Source organism: Pseudoalteromonas luteoviolacea (assembly GCF_001750165.1).
Classification (GTDB): domain Bacteria; phylum Pseudomonadota; class Gammaproteobacteria; order Enterobacterales; family Alteromonadaceae; genus Pseudoalteromonas; species Pseudoalteromonas luteoviolacea_G.
The window spans coordinates 918,153-935,788 of the sequence record NZ_CP015411.1 but is presented as its reverse complement, the minus strand read 5'-3'; the positions used below and the strand labels follow the sequence as shown (position 1 = coordinate 935,788).

Here is a 17,636-nt window from a genome sequence, read left to right as displayed (position 1 = left end):
GTAGTCTATTGTTAGATTACTTGGTGCTTTTATAAGTTTAGTTCTGTCATATGTTGCTTAAACACTGCTTCCAACTCATCCATTTTAAATGGCTTGCCAAGATGGCCATTCATACCAATCTCTAGGTATTTATCCACTTCTGATTGCATGACATTGGCTGTCAGAGCAACAATTTTCAACTGCTCAACAGAGTACACTTCTCGAATTCGTTTTGTCGCTTCAACCCCATCCATAACTGGCATTTGAATATCCATAAACACAATATCAAAGTCCGCTTTTTTATGGGTGATTATATCAACAGCGCTTTGACCATCCTCAGCCACCTCCACTGCCACACCAGTAATACGACTGAGCAATTTTAGCGCAACAATGCGATTAATTTCGTTGTCCTCCACTAATAAAACACGCATACAGCCACCTTGTAAGATATCTGAACTTGGCGTATCCGGTTTAGTGCTACAACCTGACTTACTTACAGCATGAATAGCGGCCTCTGCTGGCCTAGGCGCCGCACTTGCTGACTGACTGATTTGTTTCGCCTCACTCAACGCATCAATTAAATCTCTTTTTAGTAACGGTTTATATAGAATAGGAAAGTCAGACTCTGTTTTAATACTCTCTCGTGTATGCGCAGTGTAAACCACAACGCGTTCGGGTAAGCAACTATCCCCCCCCAACTTTGCAAGTAACTCATTGGCATGGCAGTCTGGTAAAATCCAATCCACCAGAAGTATATCAAACTTGCGTTCACGCAATGCGATACATGCATCATCGCCATTACTCACTCCGGTAACTTCTAACCCTATTGAACGTGCAATATTTTGGCTGATCTCTAAATAAATCGGGTCATCTTCAACAATTAATATCGAACCAGACAACTGAATTTGCTCAGATTCCTCTACCTCCTCAGTTATCACACAAAGCGGTAATTTGACTGTAAACTTTGATCCTTTCCCAAGTTCACTCTCTACCTCTAACAGCCCTCCCATAAGCTCTGTTAACAGTTTACAAATCGTCAGTCCCAATCCAGTCCCTCCATACTTACGGGTTGTAGAGGACTCCGCCTGAGTAAATCGTTCGAACAACATGTCGACTTTATCTGGAGCAATGCCAATGCCGGTATCCGTTATAGAAATGGATACCCAGCAAGTATCTCCTTCCTGTTTTTCTTGCTGTACACTCAGAGTAATAGAACCATCTTCAGTAAACTTGACTGCATTCGATGCAAAGTTCAGCATGATTTGGTTAATTCTAACCGGATCGCCAACATACTGTTTACTCAGTGTGGGGGCTAAATCGAAAACCAGCTTAACCCCTTTGGTATTTGCAAGTGGTGTAATTAAAGAGCGCAAATTATCTAATAAGTCTTCAAATTGAAAAGGTACACGCTCAATATGCAATTTCTTAGATTCGATTTTTGAAAAGTCCAAAATATCATTAATGATGGTTGTGAGTGCATTGGCTGAAAAGCGTACTTTTTCTAAGTAATTTCGCTGAACCCCTGTCAGCTCTGTCGTTAAAAGAATATCTGTCAGCCCCAAAATACCATTCATAGGAGTGCGTATTTCATGGGACATATTTGATACAAACAGAGACTTAGTTTCGGCAGCTTGATTCGCCATCATATTAGCTTGTTTAAGGTCAATTAATAGCCTTGCTAACGCGAGAATAATCAATAAAAAAACAACGCAAAGCAGCATAAATACTGCGCGCATCATTTGCCATCTTGATTCATCCGTTGAACGCACCAGCGCATTAATATCTCGCAAGATCACGGTTGATATATTACTTTGCTGAATTGGCACAAGTAGATTTGAGGCCTTGAGCGCATTATCTAATACAAATTCGATATGTAAACGCAGTACTCTAAGGCGTGGTAGATTAGCTTCTAAGTTTTTAATTTGAGGCACTAATACTGACAGCTCGCGGTTAACTTGCTCTATCACGGGCAATGAGTTCGTCATGTGTAAGTTTGATATTAATGCGATGACGCGACTTAGTAAAGCTTGTACATCGGGGCTAAACTCTGCTTTTTCTAACTCTAACTTGGCGATATAACGATAAGAAGTTTTCAACATCGAGGCCAATTGCATATAGGTATCAATGGTATTTTTGAATGACCCCAAGGCACTTGAGAGCTCTGTATTTAGCCTTTCATTGCGCTCAAGCTCATTGATCAAACGTTCAAATTCAAGTTGCTTGTGTGCATGCCTATCAAAATGGTAAACATTACGGTCCATTGCAGAAAATGTTTCTAACGATAATTCAGTGGCAACCCCTTGCAGTTGCCGCTTAATCTGTAACTCCTGCTGCTGATGCTGTGCAAGAAAATACCCGTCAATGGCTTGCGAACCAAAAAACCAAATTAACAGCAATAAACACCCTTCTATTAAATATTTCACTCCGCTAAAGACCTCGGTAAGTTACCAGAGAAAGAGTGCAGTAATGCCTCTATGTCTGCAACATCTTCATCACTTAAATCTAAACCCAGCTGACCTCTGGCCATGATCCGGATCGCATCAGACAAATTGTCCACTGAACCATTGTGAAAATAGGGTGCTGTTAAAGCAACATTACGTAAACTAGGCACTTTGAACACAAACTTATCCAGAGGGTTTTGTGTCAATTCAAAGCGGCCCAAATCATCTAACAATTGAGCTGGTACTTGATCTAAGCGGCCCACTTTTTGATATAAATTGCCACCAATATTGCGACCTTGATGACAAGTCACACAACCATAAGACATAAACTTTTCATACCCACGCTTCTGCTGGGTAGTTAATGCATTGGTTTTACCCAACAGGAAATCGTCAATTGGCGTATTTTGAGAAATGAGCGACGCCTCAAAAGCCACAATCGCTTTTATGATGTTTTCTACGGTAATGCCATCATTTGAAACCGCATTAAAACTTTTCACAAAGTCTGGCTGCGCATTTAGTTTTTCGATCACCGCTTGCCAATTTGTGCCCATTTCCATTGGATTATGAATAGGCTCAGGCGTTTGAGACTCTAAGTTAGGGCTGCGACCATCCCAAAATTGACGAAAATTAAGGACTGAATTAATCACAGTTGGAGAATTGCGCTCACCCAGTTGCTGTTTGATGCCAACAGACACAGAAAAACCATCATCCCCACCATTATACAAGTCGTGGCAAGATGCGCAGGACACCGAATTATCAGCAGACAACAATGGGCTTTTGAATAAAGCTTTACCTAATTGTGCCCATGCCACATCGTATTGCTTCACAATAGGTAAAGGCTGGATAGGCGCATCCACTTTGCGCTCTTGATACACGATCTCAGTAGAGTGCACCTCAACGACATCTTGTTGCCAATGATGACGTTGTTGAGCCGATTTAAACTGAATCGCCAGTATTAGGAATATTGCAGCTAGTGTGATGGCAACGAGTACGATGTACTTACTACTCATATCAGCATCCTTGAAACACCTTGCACTGATTGACTATTCATCCAAGTATAGACAGTGGTTTACAAAATAACTGAAAATTTTCAGCTCTCGAAAAGCGCGAAAAAAGACGAATCATGACGCTATAAATTCGGTTAAACACTAACGTCACTATGTCATACCGCCAGCAGTTATGGCTATACTCTATTCAGTAAAAGTACTCGGAACAGGTTCACTATTTTAAAATCTGGGACATAAAAAAGATAAGATAAATGAGGACGACTAAAGTGGAGCGCCTGCGGGTTTGAATGTAAACGCATTAACGAAATCAGATAGAACCAACGAGCAAGCCTATTTAAAGTATGGGCATCTTACAAAAACTTCATTTGAATCAATGAAAAAGATGCCCACCATATTAACAGTCATTATATCGCCTATTGACTCCAAGATAGCGTTACATAACGGTAAAGTGAGATTGCTTTTAGACACGCGAACTCTCTTGCCACGTTATGCAATGATCAGAATGCTAATGCAGTCTCTTCTTCAGTAAATAGCGCATTTTCGATTACTCGACTACTTACATGTATACCGTTGATACCATCTTCTTTGCCTTGAAGATAACCTTGCTTAAACGCTTTTCTGATCAGTTCATGTTCTCTCGAAGAAAAAGCGTTTACATCATTAAAATACTCGTTGTTAGTGCTCATATGTTTGCGTTTCCTTATTAACATCTGTTGTCAAAAGTAACACGATTATTTTGCAGGTAGAAGTAAAAAACCTATAAAAAACACAGAACTTGTAATAATTTACAGGGTAAAAACAACATTTAAAGCGCACTGTCAAACATCAGTAATGAAAACATCATTTATGCTTTAGAATACTCACAAGGTTACATTATCAAAAACAATGTAGTTCTTTCAGTATTGCGAAAGATCACTGTAAAAACGGGCCTCTCAAGCTATATCTATGCCCTACCAATGTACAATTAAAATCTATTTAGATCGTAAAATCAGCGATTACCATTGAATAGCTTAGCATTTTCGCTGTCCTCAATGAGTAATAATAAACCACTTAATTAGCAGCGCTTACTCATTCCTAAAATCAACAATACTTTGAGGACACCAATCAAATATACACACCTCACTATTTACCAAAAAGCAATTAAACAAGTTTTTCGATTCGCTAGACAAACTACCGCACTCAATTAAAGAGTCAAAATCAAAAAAAGCAGGGAAACCGCCCTGCTTTTTCTAGATTGACAAACAATTTAGTTTATTATCAAACCAGCTGTTCTAGCAGGCCTTCCAGCACCTTGTTAACTTGCTCATGGTCATCCCAATCTAATGTGGTCCAATCGATATCAGTGTCTAACTGCGAGACATCGGTAAATAACAATTTTCTCAACACGTCTACCTGATTGATCTTCTTCAACTGGTATGTAGGTACTTTTTCACTCGGCGGCTTTTTCCCTGATAAACGCGTGGCGATTTGCTCGCCTATTTGCTTCTTATCACCAATACTAAGTAACTTCTTGTCGTGTTTAATTTTGTAGTTTTGCTCACACTCTAAGATAACTTTTTTGACCTTAACAAATGAAGCACTCAAGCCACCTTCATAAGCTTTTATCACTTCAGAGTAACGCGTTAGGACATTGTAATTGTCATAAGCTCCCATAGAGATCCCGAGGTTCTTCGCTTTATCTCTGACGGTTAATTTTTTCTCTCCAATTTTTAACCGCGCTTGGTCAACACCTTCCATTTCCAACATTGCGGAGAGAAATGCTTGTAGCTTACCATACTGTGGTAAGTCCTCTCGGCTCGCGTTCTCTTGAAACTGCTTTACTTTATATAATAAAGGCTTTGAGTCATACACCTTGAATTGCGCAGCATGATCGATACCAAATGTGAAAATCAGCGCAAAGAAACGTCTGTGGCCAGTCAAAATTTGATATTTATTGTTTTCAACTGGGTATACAGTAGGTACTTGAATGATTTCAGAAACTGAAATGTTCTCACCCAGCTCAACTATCGACTCAATGGTTTGGTTCGCTTTTTTCCAATCACTTGTCCCGTACTTGAGACAATTAATAATGCAATCTTTACCGATAATGACTTTGCCATCTGCGTCATATAAATCAACTAGCTGCTTTTTAGTAAGCTTCCTAGATGTAAATTGTCTCGCATGCTCATTCTCTATAAATACACTAGGCAAAAAGCGCGCATTGGTATCATCTGGAGTAATTAAGTTTAAAAATAGAGATTTATAGTCGAAACTTTCACTGTGTAGCTTTTGACTATTACTAAGGGTTGCTAATATTAAATCATCTCTTTTATTAAACATCATTTCTCAAACTATTTTCCATTGCCTTTGCGGATAATAACACACCTAATATTGGATGCCACAGTGTTCGTTGCCCGACTATGTCGTGGGATTTACAGACATTTTCCATTCATACATTATCGTCAAAAAAACGGAGGAGGAATAAATATCACTACGTCAAGTTCGCAGCAAAACACCACTTCAAACAAGCCATTACATAAATAATAAGTCAGCAAGCTCTTAAATAGACTGTGATACAACATGAGCCGTTATGGCACTCTCAATCACTTGCTTAAATTGCAATAAACCTTATAATTGCGAACAATTTTTATTCCCAATAAGCACTCAAAAAAGGAAATACTTTGCAAATAGAGTCTTTGTATCAAGATCATCACTCGTGGTTACGTCAGTTTTTATACAACAAGCTAAACTGTCAAGCACAGGCTGCAGATATTGCACAAGACACTTTCCTTAGAGTACTGAATAAACAAGCGGCTAAAAAACTCGAACCTATCCATTCTCCCAGAGCTTATCTAACAACATTGGCAACGGGTCTTGTGAATAACCATTGGCGCAGGCAATCTATAGAGCAAGCTTATCTCGAAACGCTTGCCCAACAACCTGAGCACCTAGTCCCCAGCCCCGAAACACAACAAATGATTATCCATACGTTAGAGCAACTCTCTTTGGTACTGGAAAAACTACCACAACGCATTAGACAAATATTTATCATGGCACGTATTGATGGGCTACCTTATAAAGACATTGCTAAGCAACTAGATGTCAGCGTTAATATCGTTCAAAAAGCCATGTGTAAGGCGATAATGGCTTGTATTGAAGTGCAAAGTGAGTCAATTTGAAACAATGCCAACACAGTCAGCGATAAAACAAGCGATTAAATGGTATGTGCAACATGAAGCACAATCTCTGACACGCACTCAAAAACAGGCTTTCACTCAATGGCTAGAGGAAGATCCAACACATCAAAAAGCATGGCTACAGGTTCAGCGCTCACAGCAAATGTTTTCTGGGCTTCAGCTTGATGGTCAACAATCATTAAATACACTCTCTAAAGCACAGCATAGTCGCCGTCATATCTTAAAATCAATTGCTGTGATTTCTATATCAAGCGGACTCACTTGGCGCTACCAAAAAGAGTTAGGGATCAGTGCCAAGCTAGCCGACCATCATGCACAGGTTGGCGAACAAGTTAAATTATCTGACTTAAGACAGGCGGAGGTCCATCTCAACACGCACAGTGCTATCAACCTTTCTGCCACAGCACTACAACTGAAATATGGTGAAGCACATGTTGTTTGCCAAATCAGTCTGATAATTTCAAGCCCACAATGTCACCTAGAAGCGCCAGAGGGCAGTGAGTTTATCCTTTTTGATGAAGGAGGACAGCTGCGCTTTAGTGCATTGAACCAACAATTTAATATCTATACTAACGGACAGTACTATCAAGTGGCACGAGGAAATACGCTCATTTCTGATCATACCGGTGCACGTATTATTAGCACACCGCGCCATGCGACAAGCTGGACGAAAGGCATGCTGAGCGTATCTCAAATGCCTCTTGAGCAGTTTATTTCTGAGTTATCACGTTACCTATCAGGCTCCATTCGAGTTGCCCCTGCGGCTGCTCAATTGCGGATCAGTGGCGCTTTCTCTCTTGAGGCTCCAAAGCAAATACTTAGGCAAATTATCAACACATTTCCAGAACTTACTCTCACTGGCATTCCGAGTGTGTGGCAAGTTATCAATAAAAATTAGCCATAAAAATACTTATATTTCAGTGTAATAAAAAAAATATTAAATTAATAAAAAAAAATTGGCAGATTTTCCTCACTGGCGGGGCATATAGAGTGACACATTAATTAAAACTAAGGAAAACCATGGTTGCTCAACCTATCAAATCGTTTAAATTTAGCTTACTGGCTGCCAGTTTATCCGGTGTATTACTGACTTCTTCTATCCATGCAAATGCAAATGATCAGGTCTATTCACTGAGTTTACCTGCCAGCTCTCTCGATCAAGCGATTTCAGAACTCGGTGAGCAAACCGGCATTTCGATTTCTATTAATAGCACATTGAGTGAAAACCTGAAAAGTCATCAAATCTCAGGCACACTCAGTGTGGAGCAAGCAATAGCGCAATTGCTCGCTGGTACAAACCTGAAATACTCTAAAACAGATACAGGTTATGTTATCAATGACAATGGTGTCAGCGACCCCGTAGCACAATTACCAGATATGCATGTGAAAGCGGTCGAGACCATAGAGGTATTAGGTCAACCCATTGAGCGCAGCTCCTCCCCGACTGGGCTTGATCTATCCGTTAAGGAAACTCCTCAATCAATCTCAGTCTTAGATGCTAATTTTATTGAATATTATGGGCTAGATGATATAGAGGATGTGCTCAATAATAGTGCGGGTGTTTATCGCTATAAATATGGGACATCAGACGATACACTCTTTTCTTCTCGCGGTTTTTACGTCAATGAATATGTTAAAGATGGCATGCCAGCTGGTTTTTCTCGTGGACAAGAATTTCGCTTAGACAGCGCCGTTTATGACTCCGTCGAAGTACTGCGTGGTGCGGCTGGTTTAATGGCTGGTGCAGGTGAGCCCTCGGCAACTGTTAACCTTATTTCCAAAAAGCCTACTCGTGAGCGTTTATTGAACGTATCAGCTGAACTCGGCAGTTTTAATCACAAACGTGCAGAATTAGACGCCAGCAGCGCATTGACCGAAGATGGTAAATATGCGGCTCGTGTCGTGCTTGTCTTTGAAGATAGCGACACGTATGTCGATAGAGAGGACATCCAAAAGCAAGTCATCTATACCCAGTTTCATGGCTATTTTGGCGCACAAGAGCAAACTGAAGCCGCTCTGACACTTCATCACCAAAAGCTAGACCATAATGGTGTACATTGGGGGGTGCCTATTTTCAATACAGACGGTAGTCGCACAGATCTGCCAAAATCGACCAATTTAGCTTCTCCCAATGCATTTCAAAATAGAGAACATACAGGGTATACATTTAAGCTTTCTCACCAGCTCAACCTCGATTGGCAACTTAACGGTGCGATTTATCATGGTACCAATGATTTAGATTCAATTTTTACTTACTTCGCATTTGCACCAGACCCTCAAACAGGAAAAGGCCTATTTGGTATTGATTCACTGTTTGCCGATGAAGGAGAAGTCACCACAATTACCGCCAGCGCGATAGGTAGAATTGAGCTCCTTGGCCGAGAACACCAGATAAATATTACATATTTAAATAACGAGACAGAGTACACGAATGTAACGTACGAAAAAGAAACCCCTGAGGGTCGCCGTGCTTTCCACCCAATTGATAGCATCTTTAACGAAAATCCTGCTCGCGGCATCAATGCGCCAAACATGAACCAAAAAATCATGGATCGAATGGAAGCCGTCGATGAGGAAACATTGGCACTGAGCACCAATATCGATGTGCATGATCAGGTCAATGTGATCGCGGGTATCAAGTTTTATAAATTCAAACAACACAATAAAAACTATACGTCTTGGCAAGGCCATTCGGCTTCTTCGTCTTCTGATGACGGTGACAGTAAGTACTTAGGTCTGGTATACAGTCCAACCGACACTTTAAACATCTATGCAAGTTACACAGATACATACAAACCCCAACCTGGTTTGGTTGATATTAATCTTGACCCGATTGAAGCCATTACCGGCCAGAACATTGAGCTTGGATTAAAGCTCGCACTATTTGACGATAAGTTTAATATCAACATTGCCGCATTTGATACTTTGCTAAAAAACGTCGCTGAAGCCATTCCAGAATATGCCAACTCAAATCCAATCCGATACCGCCAAGTAGACGGTGCAAACTCAACCGGATTTGAACTTGAAATAGCGGGTGACATCACTGAGAACTGGCAACTTAACGCCAGTTACAGCGAGTTCTCACTTGAAGATCAACAAGGTGAAGACGTTAACAAAGAAGCGCCACGCAAGTTACTGAAGTTAAATACAAGCTATCAATACAACGACTGGCGAGCAGGTATTGGCTTACAGTGGAACGATGACACTACAGTGAATGTATTAGCGCCGCGTGGCGTTGATCTTGGCATACCCGCTGGTACTCGACGTGGTTCACTGGCCGATACCAAACAAGGGGAAACCCTGATTTCAGCTCACCTTGGTTATCAAGTCACCGAACAACTGGATGTGAAGGTGCATGTACGCAACCTACTGGATGAATCTTACTACGATACATACGGGTTTGTACCTAAAAAAGCTGGTTCTCCACGTACTTGGGTTATCAACGCCAACTATAAATTCTAATAACAATAAGGCGGCGTAAGCCGCCAATACGTAACCATCATGATGTATTATTTACTGCCCAGTTTATGGCTATGCGGCGTGCTGTACTATGCGACAAGCACACGACAGAAGTGGCTAACACGCCCCTTATCTGGACGCCTATTGCTACACCTATTTGCACTGAGCCTTTGCCTACTTGCAGTGTGGGGCTTTGTGCAAATAGGTATGACAATCGGTGCCGCACTTACTTATACCCTACTACTAAGTATGTTTGCCCTCGCGGCACCGATTTTTTTAATTCACCATTTTAATCACGCTGTTTGGCCAAGTTTGGTTGTTGCTGTCCTGATTGCCACTACATTACACTTTGTTTTTGGAGGCTTTTATGTGGCATAAAACGTTTGCGGGCTTCATTTTCGGCTTAATAACCATCACCTTACTCCCCAGTAGTTTAATCCATTTTTATAGCGACTTAAGCGCCATCTCTGCCGCTTTTTTCATAACTGTTGGTCTAACTGGTTGGGCATGCATCATGACATATTGCTATGGCGCTAACAGTCCTAAAGCGGCTTGGCTTCGAGGCCTTTATTGCGCTACGCCCGCTGTGCTCATTTATCTGATAGCCTTTTTTACCTAATGGTTTCTTCATGTTTTCTAAAGATACGTTAAAAAACCTCACCCATGCGCACACTTGGCTTGGTTTGATCATTTCTGGCGCACTCATGATTATTTTTGTCTGTGGTAGTCTCTCTTTTTATCGCGCTGAGATTCATCAATGGGACCGATTTCATAACTTTCATAAAGCCTTGCCCACAGAGCAAATCCCCGTCAGTCACGTCATTGATAAATTGCAAGAGCTTGGCTATGACATTCGCTTCAATGACCGAGTCAGTATTGATTTACCCAGCGAAAATAAACCGTTTTACACGGTGTTTTTTCCCGCTATACAAGACGGTAAACGACAATATGTAAACTACAGCTTTGCCGCCGATGATGGCCGTTTACTCGACCTCGATCGCAATCAGTTTTTTCTTGCCGACATGCTGTATCGCATGCACTATCACTTGTATATTCCAAGCATTGGATTTGAACTGGTCGGGATAATTACGTTAATTTTTTTTGTGGTGCTGCTGACAGGGTTACTCATCCACCTAAAAAAAATCATCAGTCATTACTATCAATATCGGACCGACAAAGCCAAAGATAAATACCTTGATGGCCACATCTTGATTGGGGTTACCGCGTTTCCCTATACCTTTATGTATGCACTGACCGGCGTCTATTTCAATCTTGCTTTATTGTTTCAAGCCAGCTTTGGGTTTGCAGCATTTAATGGCGACTTTACCGAGCTAAATAGAGTACTTGGCAAACCAGATGTAATACAACATACAGCCAGGGGCCTAACACTGCCAACGCAACAATATGATGCCTTGATATCACACATTAAAACGCGCTACCCAACACATCAGCTCACCTATCTATTTTCATATGGTATGGCAGACAAAGCCGCTCACGTTGAAGTGATCTTGCGCCAACCTGGTTCATTACATGAATATCATAGACTGCGCTTTGCATTAGATGACTTTACGCAATTGAGCGGTGACACCATTAAGCATCATCCAGCCCAGGCAAGCGCGGCAACGTTTGAAGCGCTACATTACGGCACATTTGGCGGAGATCTCATGCGCTTTTTAATGTTTTTAATGGGTCTCGCGTGCTGTTACTTGATTTTAACTGGTAACTTGATCTGGTTAGAAAAGCGGGCAAAAAAGCGTCAGCAAAGCAAAGTAGGTTTGCGCTTTGTCAGTGCAATGACTTTAGCCCTTTCGAGCGGCGTACTCATCTCAGTTGCCATGTGCTTTGTCATAACACGCTTTTTGTCTGAGTACTTTGCGATGCAAACTATACTTGTGCCGGTATTTCACCTCAGTTGGTTTTTTGCCATGCTCCATGCTTTTGTTAAAAACGCACCGAGGAAAGTCATGATCCAGCAGTTAATAATGGCCGCTTTACTCTTTTTATTGGCACCCGCCTATGATTTATTCAATGGCATGTTGGCCATACGGCCACTATTAATAGCCGACAAAGCGATATGGTGGGTCAATGGCGCGCTTACTACCATGGCAATACTGTGCTTATTAATCGCAAGGCACTACAACAAAGGCACCACAAAGTAACACCTTAATGCCTAGCTCGCCGTCAATGTCGTATGTTGCTCGGCGGGCTAATTATTGATTAGTATTAAACAATTCAATACCATAAGCATGATTTAAACCATATGACTGTGATTGGATGATGCGATTTGTTGTTTTGCTAATATTGGTTGCAGCCCTGCATGTACTTGTACTGGGGTTTTTGACTGACGATAAAAGAGAAGCAACCTCTATAGCGCCTAATCACCTTACAATGACGCTGGCAGAATTACCGCCACCAGCAGCAAAAACACTGCAGAAAAGTGACTTTACGAACACAAACACGCAACAGCACGCCATACCAGATGAAAATGCAAAACCTCAAAAAGTAGTCAGCACTCACAACCCAGAGACAGCTAAACAAAATGATATCAGTGCAAGATCAACACCTGCACAGCAAAAGCAGCTTGCTAGGCCAATTAACGCGCCGCAGCCAGTGTACCCAGAAGATGCAAAAGCCGCGGGTCAACAAGGTGTCGTCACTATCAAGTTTTTGGTCAATGCTCGTGGTGGTGTAGAGTCTCCACACATTGTTAAAAGCAGTGGTTTTGATGCCCTAGATATGGCCGCGAAAAACGCCATTTTAGATTGGTCTTTTTATCCCACATTAGTCAATGAAGAGGCAGTTTCACACTGGTATCAGCAACGTATTATTTTTGAAATAGAAAAAGTCCACATACATACCAATAAAACCATCGAGCCCACCCCATAATGACAAACATATTTATATATCTCAGCCAGTTTGACCCTATCATTCTTGCCATTTTTTTACTGCTTTTAGCCATGTCATGTTTGACTTGGAGCCGAGCACTTCACTTGTGTTGGTCTTTGCTATGTATCAAGCGCCAGCAAAATCACGCAAAGCAACTGTGGCATAAGCAAGAAACATTAATCGCTTTTACTCAAGCACATACATCGCCAAGCCCTAAACTTTTCAAACGCTTTGGTCTGTATTACCACATTGCAAAAGTCGGCAACTTGGCAAAGCAGCAATATATAGATGCCCCAAGTGAACAACTGTCACTGTCTGACTTTCTCGCCAGTCAATTAACGTTATACAGTAAGCGCGCCTTACCTAAATATGGCTTAAACTTGCTTGCGACCACTGCCGCCTGTGCGCCCTTTATCGGTTTACTCGGCACAGTTTGGGGCATTCACTTATCACTGAATGTCATTGGCGAGCAAGCAACGGCAACGCTGACAGCCCTTGCCCCCGCCATTGCTGAGGCACTGATTATTACTGGTGTGGGCATCGCTGTTGCCATTCCAGCGGTGCTGTTTTATAACTTTTTTGCCAAGCAGTATGAGCAGCTACAAACTGACCTCAATTATTTTGCCCAGCAGTGGCATAATTACCTATTAACTGGCCACTCGCCTGCACATTTATCGGGGTCTTAATATGGATTTTAATCAGCAAGATGCACAGACTTCCAGCATTAAAGAGCCCAATATGCTGCCTTTGATTGATGTCATGCTGGTATTACTGGTCATTGTTCTGATCACCTCCCCTTTACTTACCAAAGCGCTTAATGTCGATGTCAGCAATGGACAAGCTCAAGCCGTACAATCTGCACAGCTCACCCTGTCAATTAATGACAAGGGCACATGGCGAGTAAACGGCCAAGCGCTTAACCAAGCGCAAGTCAGACACTATTTAACTGAACAAGCCGAGCAGACTGATTTGAGTGTGCATTTAAATGTGGGCAGTAAAACCCAGTATCAGGATGTGCATAGTTTAATGTCGCTGTTAAACGAGTTAGATATCGATAAAGTCAGTTTTGCAAAGCAAGAAGAACAAAAAAAATAGGCAGGCAGCAACCACACTGCTTGCCTATTGGCTTCTCAAGAAAACTGTACACCTGAACTAAGTCACAACTCAATGTCATCACATCGGTATGCATCCACTATATCCTTGAGCCAGGCCAAAAAGATATTACGGCCTATTACTGTCAAGTTATGCGCTCGTACATGCGCCGCCACTCAACATCATTTTCACTCCAAAAATCTCAATACCTATTGAAAACCGCACTATAATTTTGACTATCACAAACGTTAAACCCTACCGTCCGCATTGATAAACCTGTCGTCCCAAGGAGTAGACATGACAAGATTACCCGACCCCAACCAATATGAGTCAGCTCTACCCAAACTCAACTCTATGTGTATTGTTGGGCATACCACAGACTCCACCGCTAAGATTTGGCTACGCACCTTCACGCCTGGGCAATGGTGTATCGTCCTCGTTGAAGCCGCCCACATAGACACAATCAAAACCCGCCTTAATGAATTTAACTCTCACCCTGATGATGTCTGCTTCAGTGGTGCAGGTATAGTAAAGTACCCAATTGATACAGAAGAAAAATATGACAATTGTGCCTGTGTCACGCTAGAACACTTAAGTCCAGACACTTGCTATCATTACTTTTTATTTGCCTATGGCGATACCCACCAGACTCTGCCGAGAAAAATTGAAAAAGGTTATCGTATCGAGCACACCTTCTATACGGATCAGTCAGGGTTCAATTGGCGTGACTTTAGTTTTGGGTTTTATAGCTGTCACGACCCCTTTGGACAGAAGTCGATTACAGATGGCTTATGGCCAGATCTGTGCGAAGCACTTGAAGCAAGGAACACCCGCTTTGTAATAGGCGGCGGCGACCAAGTCTACTGTGATACCCATGGTAAAAGAGCGCAATCAAAGTGCAAACCGGCTCAACCTGACATTGAAGATTTATGGGATTGGCTCAGCCGCCACAAAAACGCGTTATATGACGCTTATACAGAGCAAGGCACACTCAACAAAGAAGGCGTTATAGACTACTTAGCCAAGCTGTATCGCATCTACTATCGAATTTATTGGAACTTCGGCTCGCAGCAATCGGTATATCGCGCTTACCCTCAATACATGATGTGGGACGACCATGAGATTATGGACGGCTGGGGCTCACTCACCAAAGCGCAGCGCATAGATAAACTCAGTCTCTTTTGGGGATACGATGATGACCATATAAACGCGACCATCGCGCGCTTGGCATACCAAGCCGCTAAGAGAGCTTATTTGGATTATCAGCATTTGCATAACCCAGATACGAATGTGTCGAACAGACACTATGATATCGAAGATAGCCAGCAGCAATGGGACTACGGATTTATAAAAGGCCCTATCGGTGTTTATGTGCTTGATACACGCTCGCACCATGATGTGGAAAACCAACCAGACGGCGCGCGTTTATTAGGCCCAGAGCAAATGATACGCTTTGCACAGTGGCTTAGCGACACAGCAACCAGCGGTGTGAAAGCCATTTTTATTGTCACTGCCGTGCCGGTCGTGCATTGGAATGACGCAGTGATGAATAACATGGACCTACTGTTAAAGATTTTTGGTGCCATGGACGATGCCATTGATGAATGGGGCAATGACACCAACATCAAAGAGCGCAATATCATGTTAGACCATGTGTTTGAGCTATCCCATACCCATCAAGTCCCCATCACCTTTTTAAGCGGCGATGTGCACTGTGCATCTGCCTTCAAGTTCTCATCCCCGACCTTCCCCAACGCCAAGGTGATGAACATCACCTCCAGTGCCATCTCTCGCAAACCACCACCAAAAATGGCTGCCGTTGCCATCGATAGCAGCAAAAAGATGTATCGCTCACCCCATATTGAGATAGAAAACATATTTGAAATGGCAGGGGAAAATAACTTTTTGGTAGTCGATATTTCGGAGCAAAACAATGCCTTGTCGATTATCGCCTACGTCTATCATGGCAAGCCCAATGATGATGAGTTGCAGAGAGAAGAGATAAGGATTATGTAATGTGGCTTTTCAGCATGTGTTGCTGAGCAATCGCGTTGTCGACAGTGCCTTTTCTTAAATTGTGCTACTTACAACTTTCAAATTAATGGGTTAGGGCTGTGTATTGCTTTAACCTTAACGAGGTTCAAGTAGCCTGATAATGCCATATTCAATTAAGCGCTACTTTGAGATTAAAAAGTTCTAGAAGCACAAAAGCAGTTACAGCATTGTGTTGTTGTAACCGCCTCATCTGGACTTAAAGCAGCGTGTTTATTGGCCAGGTTTCTACAACGCCATCATTTGTTTCACTGATAATAACTTGCTTAGACTCATTCACCGCGATGCTTAATACTGAAGCTCGATTTCGACCATCGACTTTATTCGCCATAAACTTTGCAATTAAATCCCCATCTGTAACACGCCAGATCTGCACTTTTTGGTTTGGAGAAGCGGTGAGTAACCACTGATCATTGTTAATAAATGCCGACTGATTAAATTCTATGAAGTTACCAAATGTAGATAAGGACGAGCTTAACTCTTGCGCTTTTAAATCAATAAACTGACGAGCATCCACAGAGTCTAGTACAAATGCTTTAGTCGCGTCTGCATTAAGAGAAACATGGTTGACTCTGGTAGAGAATTTATAAGACTGTAATTCTTTGCCTGTTTGTACATCCCACAGTTTAGCGAATTTGTCACTGGAGCCTGTCATCGCTGTACGCCCATCAGCGGACAGCGCCACGGTATTTACATCTAAGTCGTGTAATTTGTATAGTGCTCGGCTGTTAGTTTTGACATTGATCACTTCCGTTTTGCCGCTTCTATACCCTAACAGCAAAGTTTCGCCGTCATTAGATATCGCAATATCTCTAATAATATTTTCACCACTTGACCATGCGCCTAACGGCTTGCCAGACTTTGTAGAAAATAGGCTGACAGACAGCCTGTTAGATATATAAAACACATTGGCGTTTTCAGCTATCCCTGACAACTCAATATTGCCCTCAGCGATACAGGGAAATACTTTTTTATCTGAGAGGTTACTCCATAGGCAAACTTCATTTTGCCTAGCAATAATAGACAAAGCACCATCATGAGAGAGATCAGATGATTGCACTAACCCTGAGCCATGTTGCTTTTGAGAGCTTGCTGGCGCTTCAAAGTGAGAGTCAAAAAAACAGCCCGTTAATAGTAACGAAAAGGCCATAGCGGATATTTTTTTCATTTTTATATTCCTTTCAATATTAGGCGCTGAGGCCAATAATCTTGTTTCCGAATAAACGTTCACAACTGCAGATATTACTCTTGGCATAATCCAACAAATTATCTGATTGAACAATTTGCTTTGAATCATCGCCGTAATCCATGCCCATAAAGTCGCCAAGCCAATACTCCAAATTAGAAACAAATGGAGTCAGGCCCCGCATTTTGCATGGTGATATTACATTTTTCAACGGCAGATATTTTCTCATTTCTGTTATTCAGTAATCAAAAGGGCTAGAGTCATTGTTCAAACTGACAGCTCTGTAACATGGTTTCTGACTTTCGTCAGAATGACGAGGGGCAGATTATGGCTGAATTTAAAACACCAAGTAAAAGAA

At 41.9% G+C, this 17,636-nt stretch carries 15 protein-coding genes; 9 read left to right on the top strand and 6 right to left on the bottom strand.

What is annotated here, in order from left to right; genetic code table 11:
- Positions 1-29 precede the first annotated feature (29 nt).
- From S4054249_RS03905 to S4054249_RS03890, 4 genes are all read right to left on the bottom strand, one after another.
- The gene (locus S4054249_RS03905; RefSeq protein ID WP_145924975.1) at positions 30-2,402 is read right to left on the bottom strand and encodes a hybrid sensor histidine kinase/response regulator; all 2,373 of its coding nucleotides are present in this window, start codon (positions 2,400-2,402) and stop codon (positions 30-32) included.
- A complete protein-coding gene (locus S4054249_RS03900) occupies positions 2,399-3,430 on the bottom strand; it encodes a cytochrome-c peroxidase (protein WP_046356984.1) in 1,032 nt (343 codons plus the stop codon). Before S4054249_RS03900 ends, S4054249_RS03905 begins: the two co-directional genes overlap by 4 nt.
- Before the next feature lie 494 nt (positions 3,431-3,924).
- A complete protein-coding gene (locus S4054249_RS03895; RefSeq protein ID WP_046356985.1) occupies positions 3,925-4,113 on the bottom strand; it encodes a hypothetical protein in 189 nt (62 codons plus the stop codon).
- A 571-nt stretch (positions 4,114-4,684) separates the two neighbouring features.
- Positions 4,685-5,749, bottom strand: coding sequence for a hypothetical protein (locus tag S4054249_RS03890; protein ID WP_331245632.1), 1,065 nt, complete (start codon positions 5,747-5,749; stop codon positions 4,685-4,687).
- Between the two features lie 338 nt (positions 5,750-6,087).
- Between S4054249_RS03890 and S4054249_RS03885 the strand changes: the two genes are divergently transcribed.
- The 9 genes from S4054249_RS03885 to S4054249_RS03840 all read left to right on the top strand — a co-directional run bounded on the left by S4054249_RS03885 (position 6,088) and on the right by S4054249_RS03840 (position 16,056).
- Positions 6,088-6,585 carry a sigma-70 family RNA polymerase sigma factor gene (locus tag S4054249_RS03885; RefSeq protein ID WP_046356986.1) on the top strand — a complete coding sequence of 166 codons (498 nt, stop codon included), beginning with the start codon at positions 6,088-6,090 and terminating at the stop codon, positions 6,583-6,585.
- On the top strand, positions 6,572-7,501 hold the full coding sequence (locus tag S4054249_RS03880; protein WP_046356987.1) for a DUF4880 domain-containing protein: 930 nt from the start codon (positions 6,572-6,574) through the stop codon (positions 7,499-7,501). Before S4054249_RS03885 ends, S4054249_RS03880 begins: the two co-directional genes overlap by 14 nt.
- A gap of 122 nt (positions 7,502-7,623) precedes the next feature.
- Positions 7,624-10,065 carry a TonB-dependent siderophore receptor gene (locus S4054249_RS03875; RefSeq protein WP_052961032.1) on the top strand — a complete coding sequence of 814 codons (2,442 nt, stop codon included), beginning with the start codon at positions 7,624-7,626 and terminating at the stop codon, positions 10,063-10,065.
- A 39-nt stretch (positions 10,066-10,104) separates the two neighbouring features.
- A complete protein-coding gene (locus tag S4054249_RS03870) occupies positions 10,105-10,440 on the top strand; it encodes a hypothetical protein (RefSeq protein WP_046356988.1) in 336 nt (111 codons plus the stop codon).
- A 251-nt stretch (positions 10,441-10,691) separates the two neighbouring features.
- Positions 10,692-12,221 (top strand): PepSY-associated TM helix domain-containing protein, encoded by a 1,530-nt coding sequence (locus S4054249_RS03860; protein ID WP_046356990.1) that lies wholly within the window; start codon positions 10,692-10,694, stop codon positions 12,219-12,221.
- A 115-nt stretch (positions 12,222-12,336) separates the two neighbouring features.
- Positions 12,337-12,948 carry an energy transducer TonB gene (locus S4054249_RS03855; RefSeq protein ID WP_046356991.1) on the top strand — a complete coding sequence of 204 codons (612 nt, stop codon included), beginning with the start codon at positions 12,337-12,339 and terminating at the stop codon, positions 12,946-12,948.
- Entirely contained in the window at positions 12,948-13,634 is a 687-nt protein-coding gene (locus S4054249_RS03850) for a MotA/TolQ/ExbB proton channel family protein (RefSeq protein WP_052961033.1), read from the top strand. Before S4054249_RS03855 ends, S4054249_RS03850 begins: the two co-directional genes overlap by 1 nt.
- A gap of 1 nt (position 13,635) precedes the next feature.
- Positions 13,636-14,043 carry an ExbD/TolR family protein gene (locus S4054249_RS03845; protein WP_052961034.1) on the top strand — a complete coding sequence of 136 codons (408 nt, stop codon included), beginning with the start codon at positions 13,636-13,638 and terminating at the stop codon, positions 14,041-14,043.
- Positions 14,044-14,337: 294 nt separating this feature from the next.
- Complete coding sequence (locus S4054249_RS03840) at positions 14,338-16,056, top strand: alkaline phosphatase D family protein (protein WP_046356992.1); 1,719 nt, start codon at positions 14,338-14,340, stop codon at positions 16,054-16,056.
- Between the two features lie 235 nt (positions 16,057-16,291).
- Here S4054249_RS03840 and S4054249_RS03835 read toward each other — a convergent pair whose 3' ends face one another.
- Together S4054249_RS03835 and S4054249_RS26855 are read right to left on the bottom strand one after the other, a co-directional pair.
- Positions 16,292-17,260 (bottom strand): WD40 repeat domain-containing protein, encoded by a 969-nt coding sequence (locus tag S4054249_RS03835; protein WP_052961035.1) that lies wholly within the window; start codon positions 17,258-17,260, stop codon positions 16,292-16,294.
- A 19-nt stretch (positions 17,261-17,279) separates the two neighbouring features.
- Positions 17,280-17,507 (bottom strand): hypothetical protein, encoded by a 228-nt coding sequence (locus S4054249_RS26855; RefSeq protein WP_145925466.1) that lies wholly within the window; start codon positions 17,505-17,507, stop codon positions 17,280-17,282.
- Positions 17,508-17,636 lie beyond the last annotated feature (129 nt).

Bases quoted from the DNA above. Each gene is read 5' to 3' on its own strand.
- S4054249_RS03900 (WP_046356984.1), bottom strand. From the start codon at position 3,430: ATGAGTAGTAAGTACATCGTACTCGTTGCCATCACACTAGCTGCAATA.
- S4054249_RS03895 (WP_046356985.1), bottom strand. From the start codon at position 4,113: ATGAGCACTAACAACGAGTATTTTAATGATGTAAACGCTTTTTCTTCG.
- S4054249_RS03890 (WP_331245632.1), bottom strand. From the start codon at position 5,749: ATGATGTTTAATAAAAGAGATGATTTAATATTAGCAACCCTTAGTAAT.
- S4054249_RS03875 (WP_052961032.1), top strand. From the start codon at position 7,624: ATGGTTGCTCAACCTATCAAATCGTTTAAATTTAGCTTACTGGCTGCC.
- S4054249_RS03870 (WP_046356988.1), top strand. From the start codon at position 10,105: ATGATGTATTATTTACTGCCCAGTTTATGGCTATGCGGCGTGCTGTAC.
- S4054249_RS03860 (WP_046356990.1), top strand. From the start codon at position 10,692: ATGTTTTCTAAAGATACGTTAAAAAACCTCACCCATGCGCACACTTGG.
- S4054249_RS03855 (WP_046356991.1), top strand. From the start codon at position 12,337: ATGATGCGATTTGTTGTTTTGCTAATATTGGTTGCAGCCCTGCATGTA.
- S4054249_RS03850 (WP_052961033.1), top strand. From the start codon at position 12,948: ATGACAAACATATTTATATATCTCAGCCAGTTTGACCCTATCATTCTT.
- S4054249_RS03845 (WP_052961034.1), top strand. From the start codon at position 13,636: ATGGATTTTAATCAGCAAGATGCACAGACTTCCAGCATTAAAGAGCCC.
- S4054249_RS03840 (WP_046356992.1), top strand. From the start codon at position 14,338: ATGACAAGATTACCCGACCCCAACCAATATGAGTCAGCTCTACCCAAA.
- S4054249_RS03835 (WP_052961035.1), bottom strand. From the start codon at position 17,260: ATGAAAAAAATATCCGCTATGGCCTTTTCGTTACTATTAACGGGCTGT.
- S4054249_RS26855 (WP_145925466.1), bottom strand. From the start codon at position 17,507: ATGAGAAAATATCTGCCGTTGAAAAATGTAATATCACCATGCAAAATG.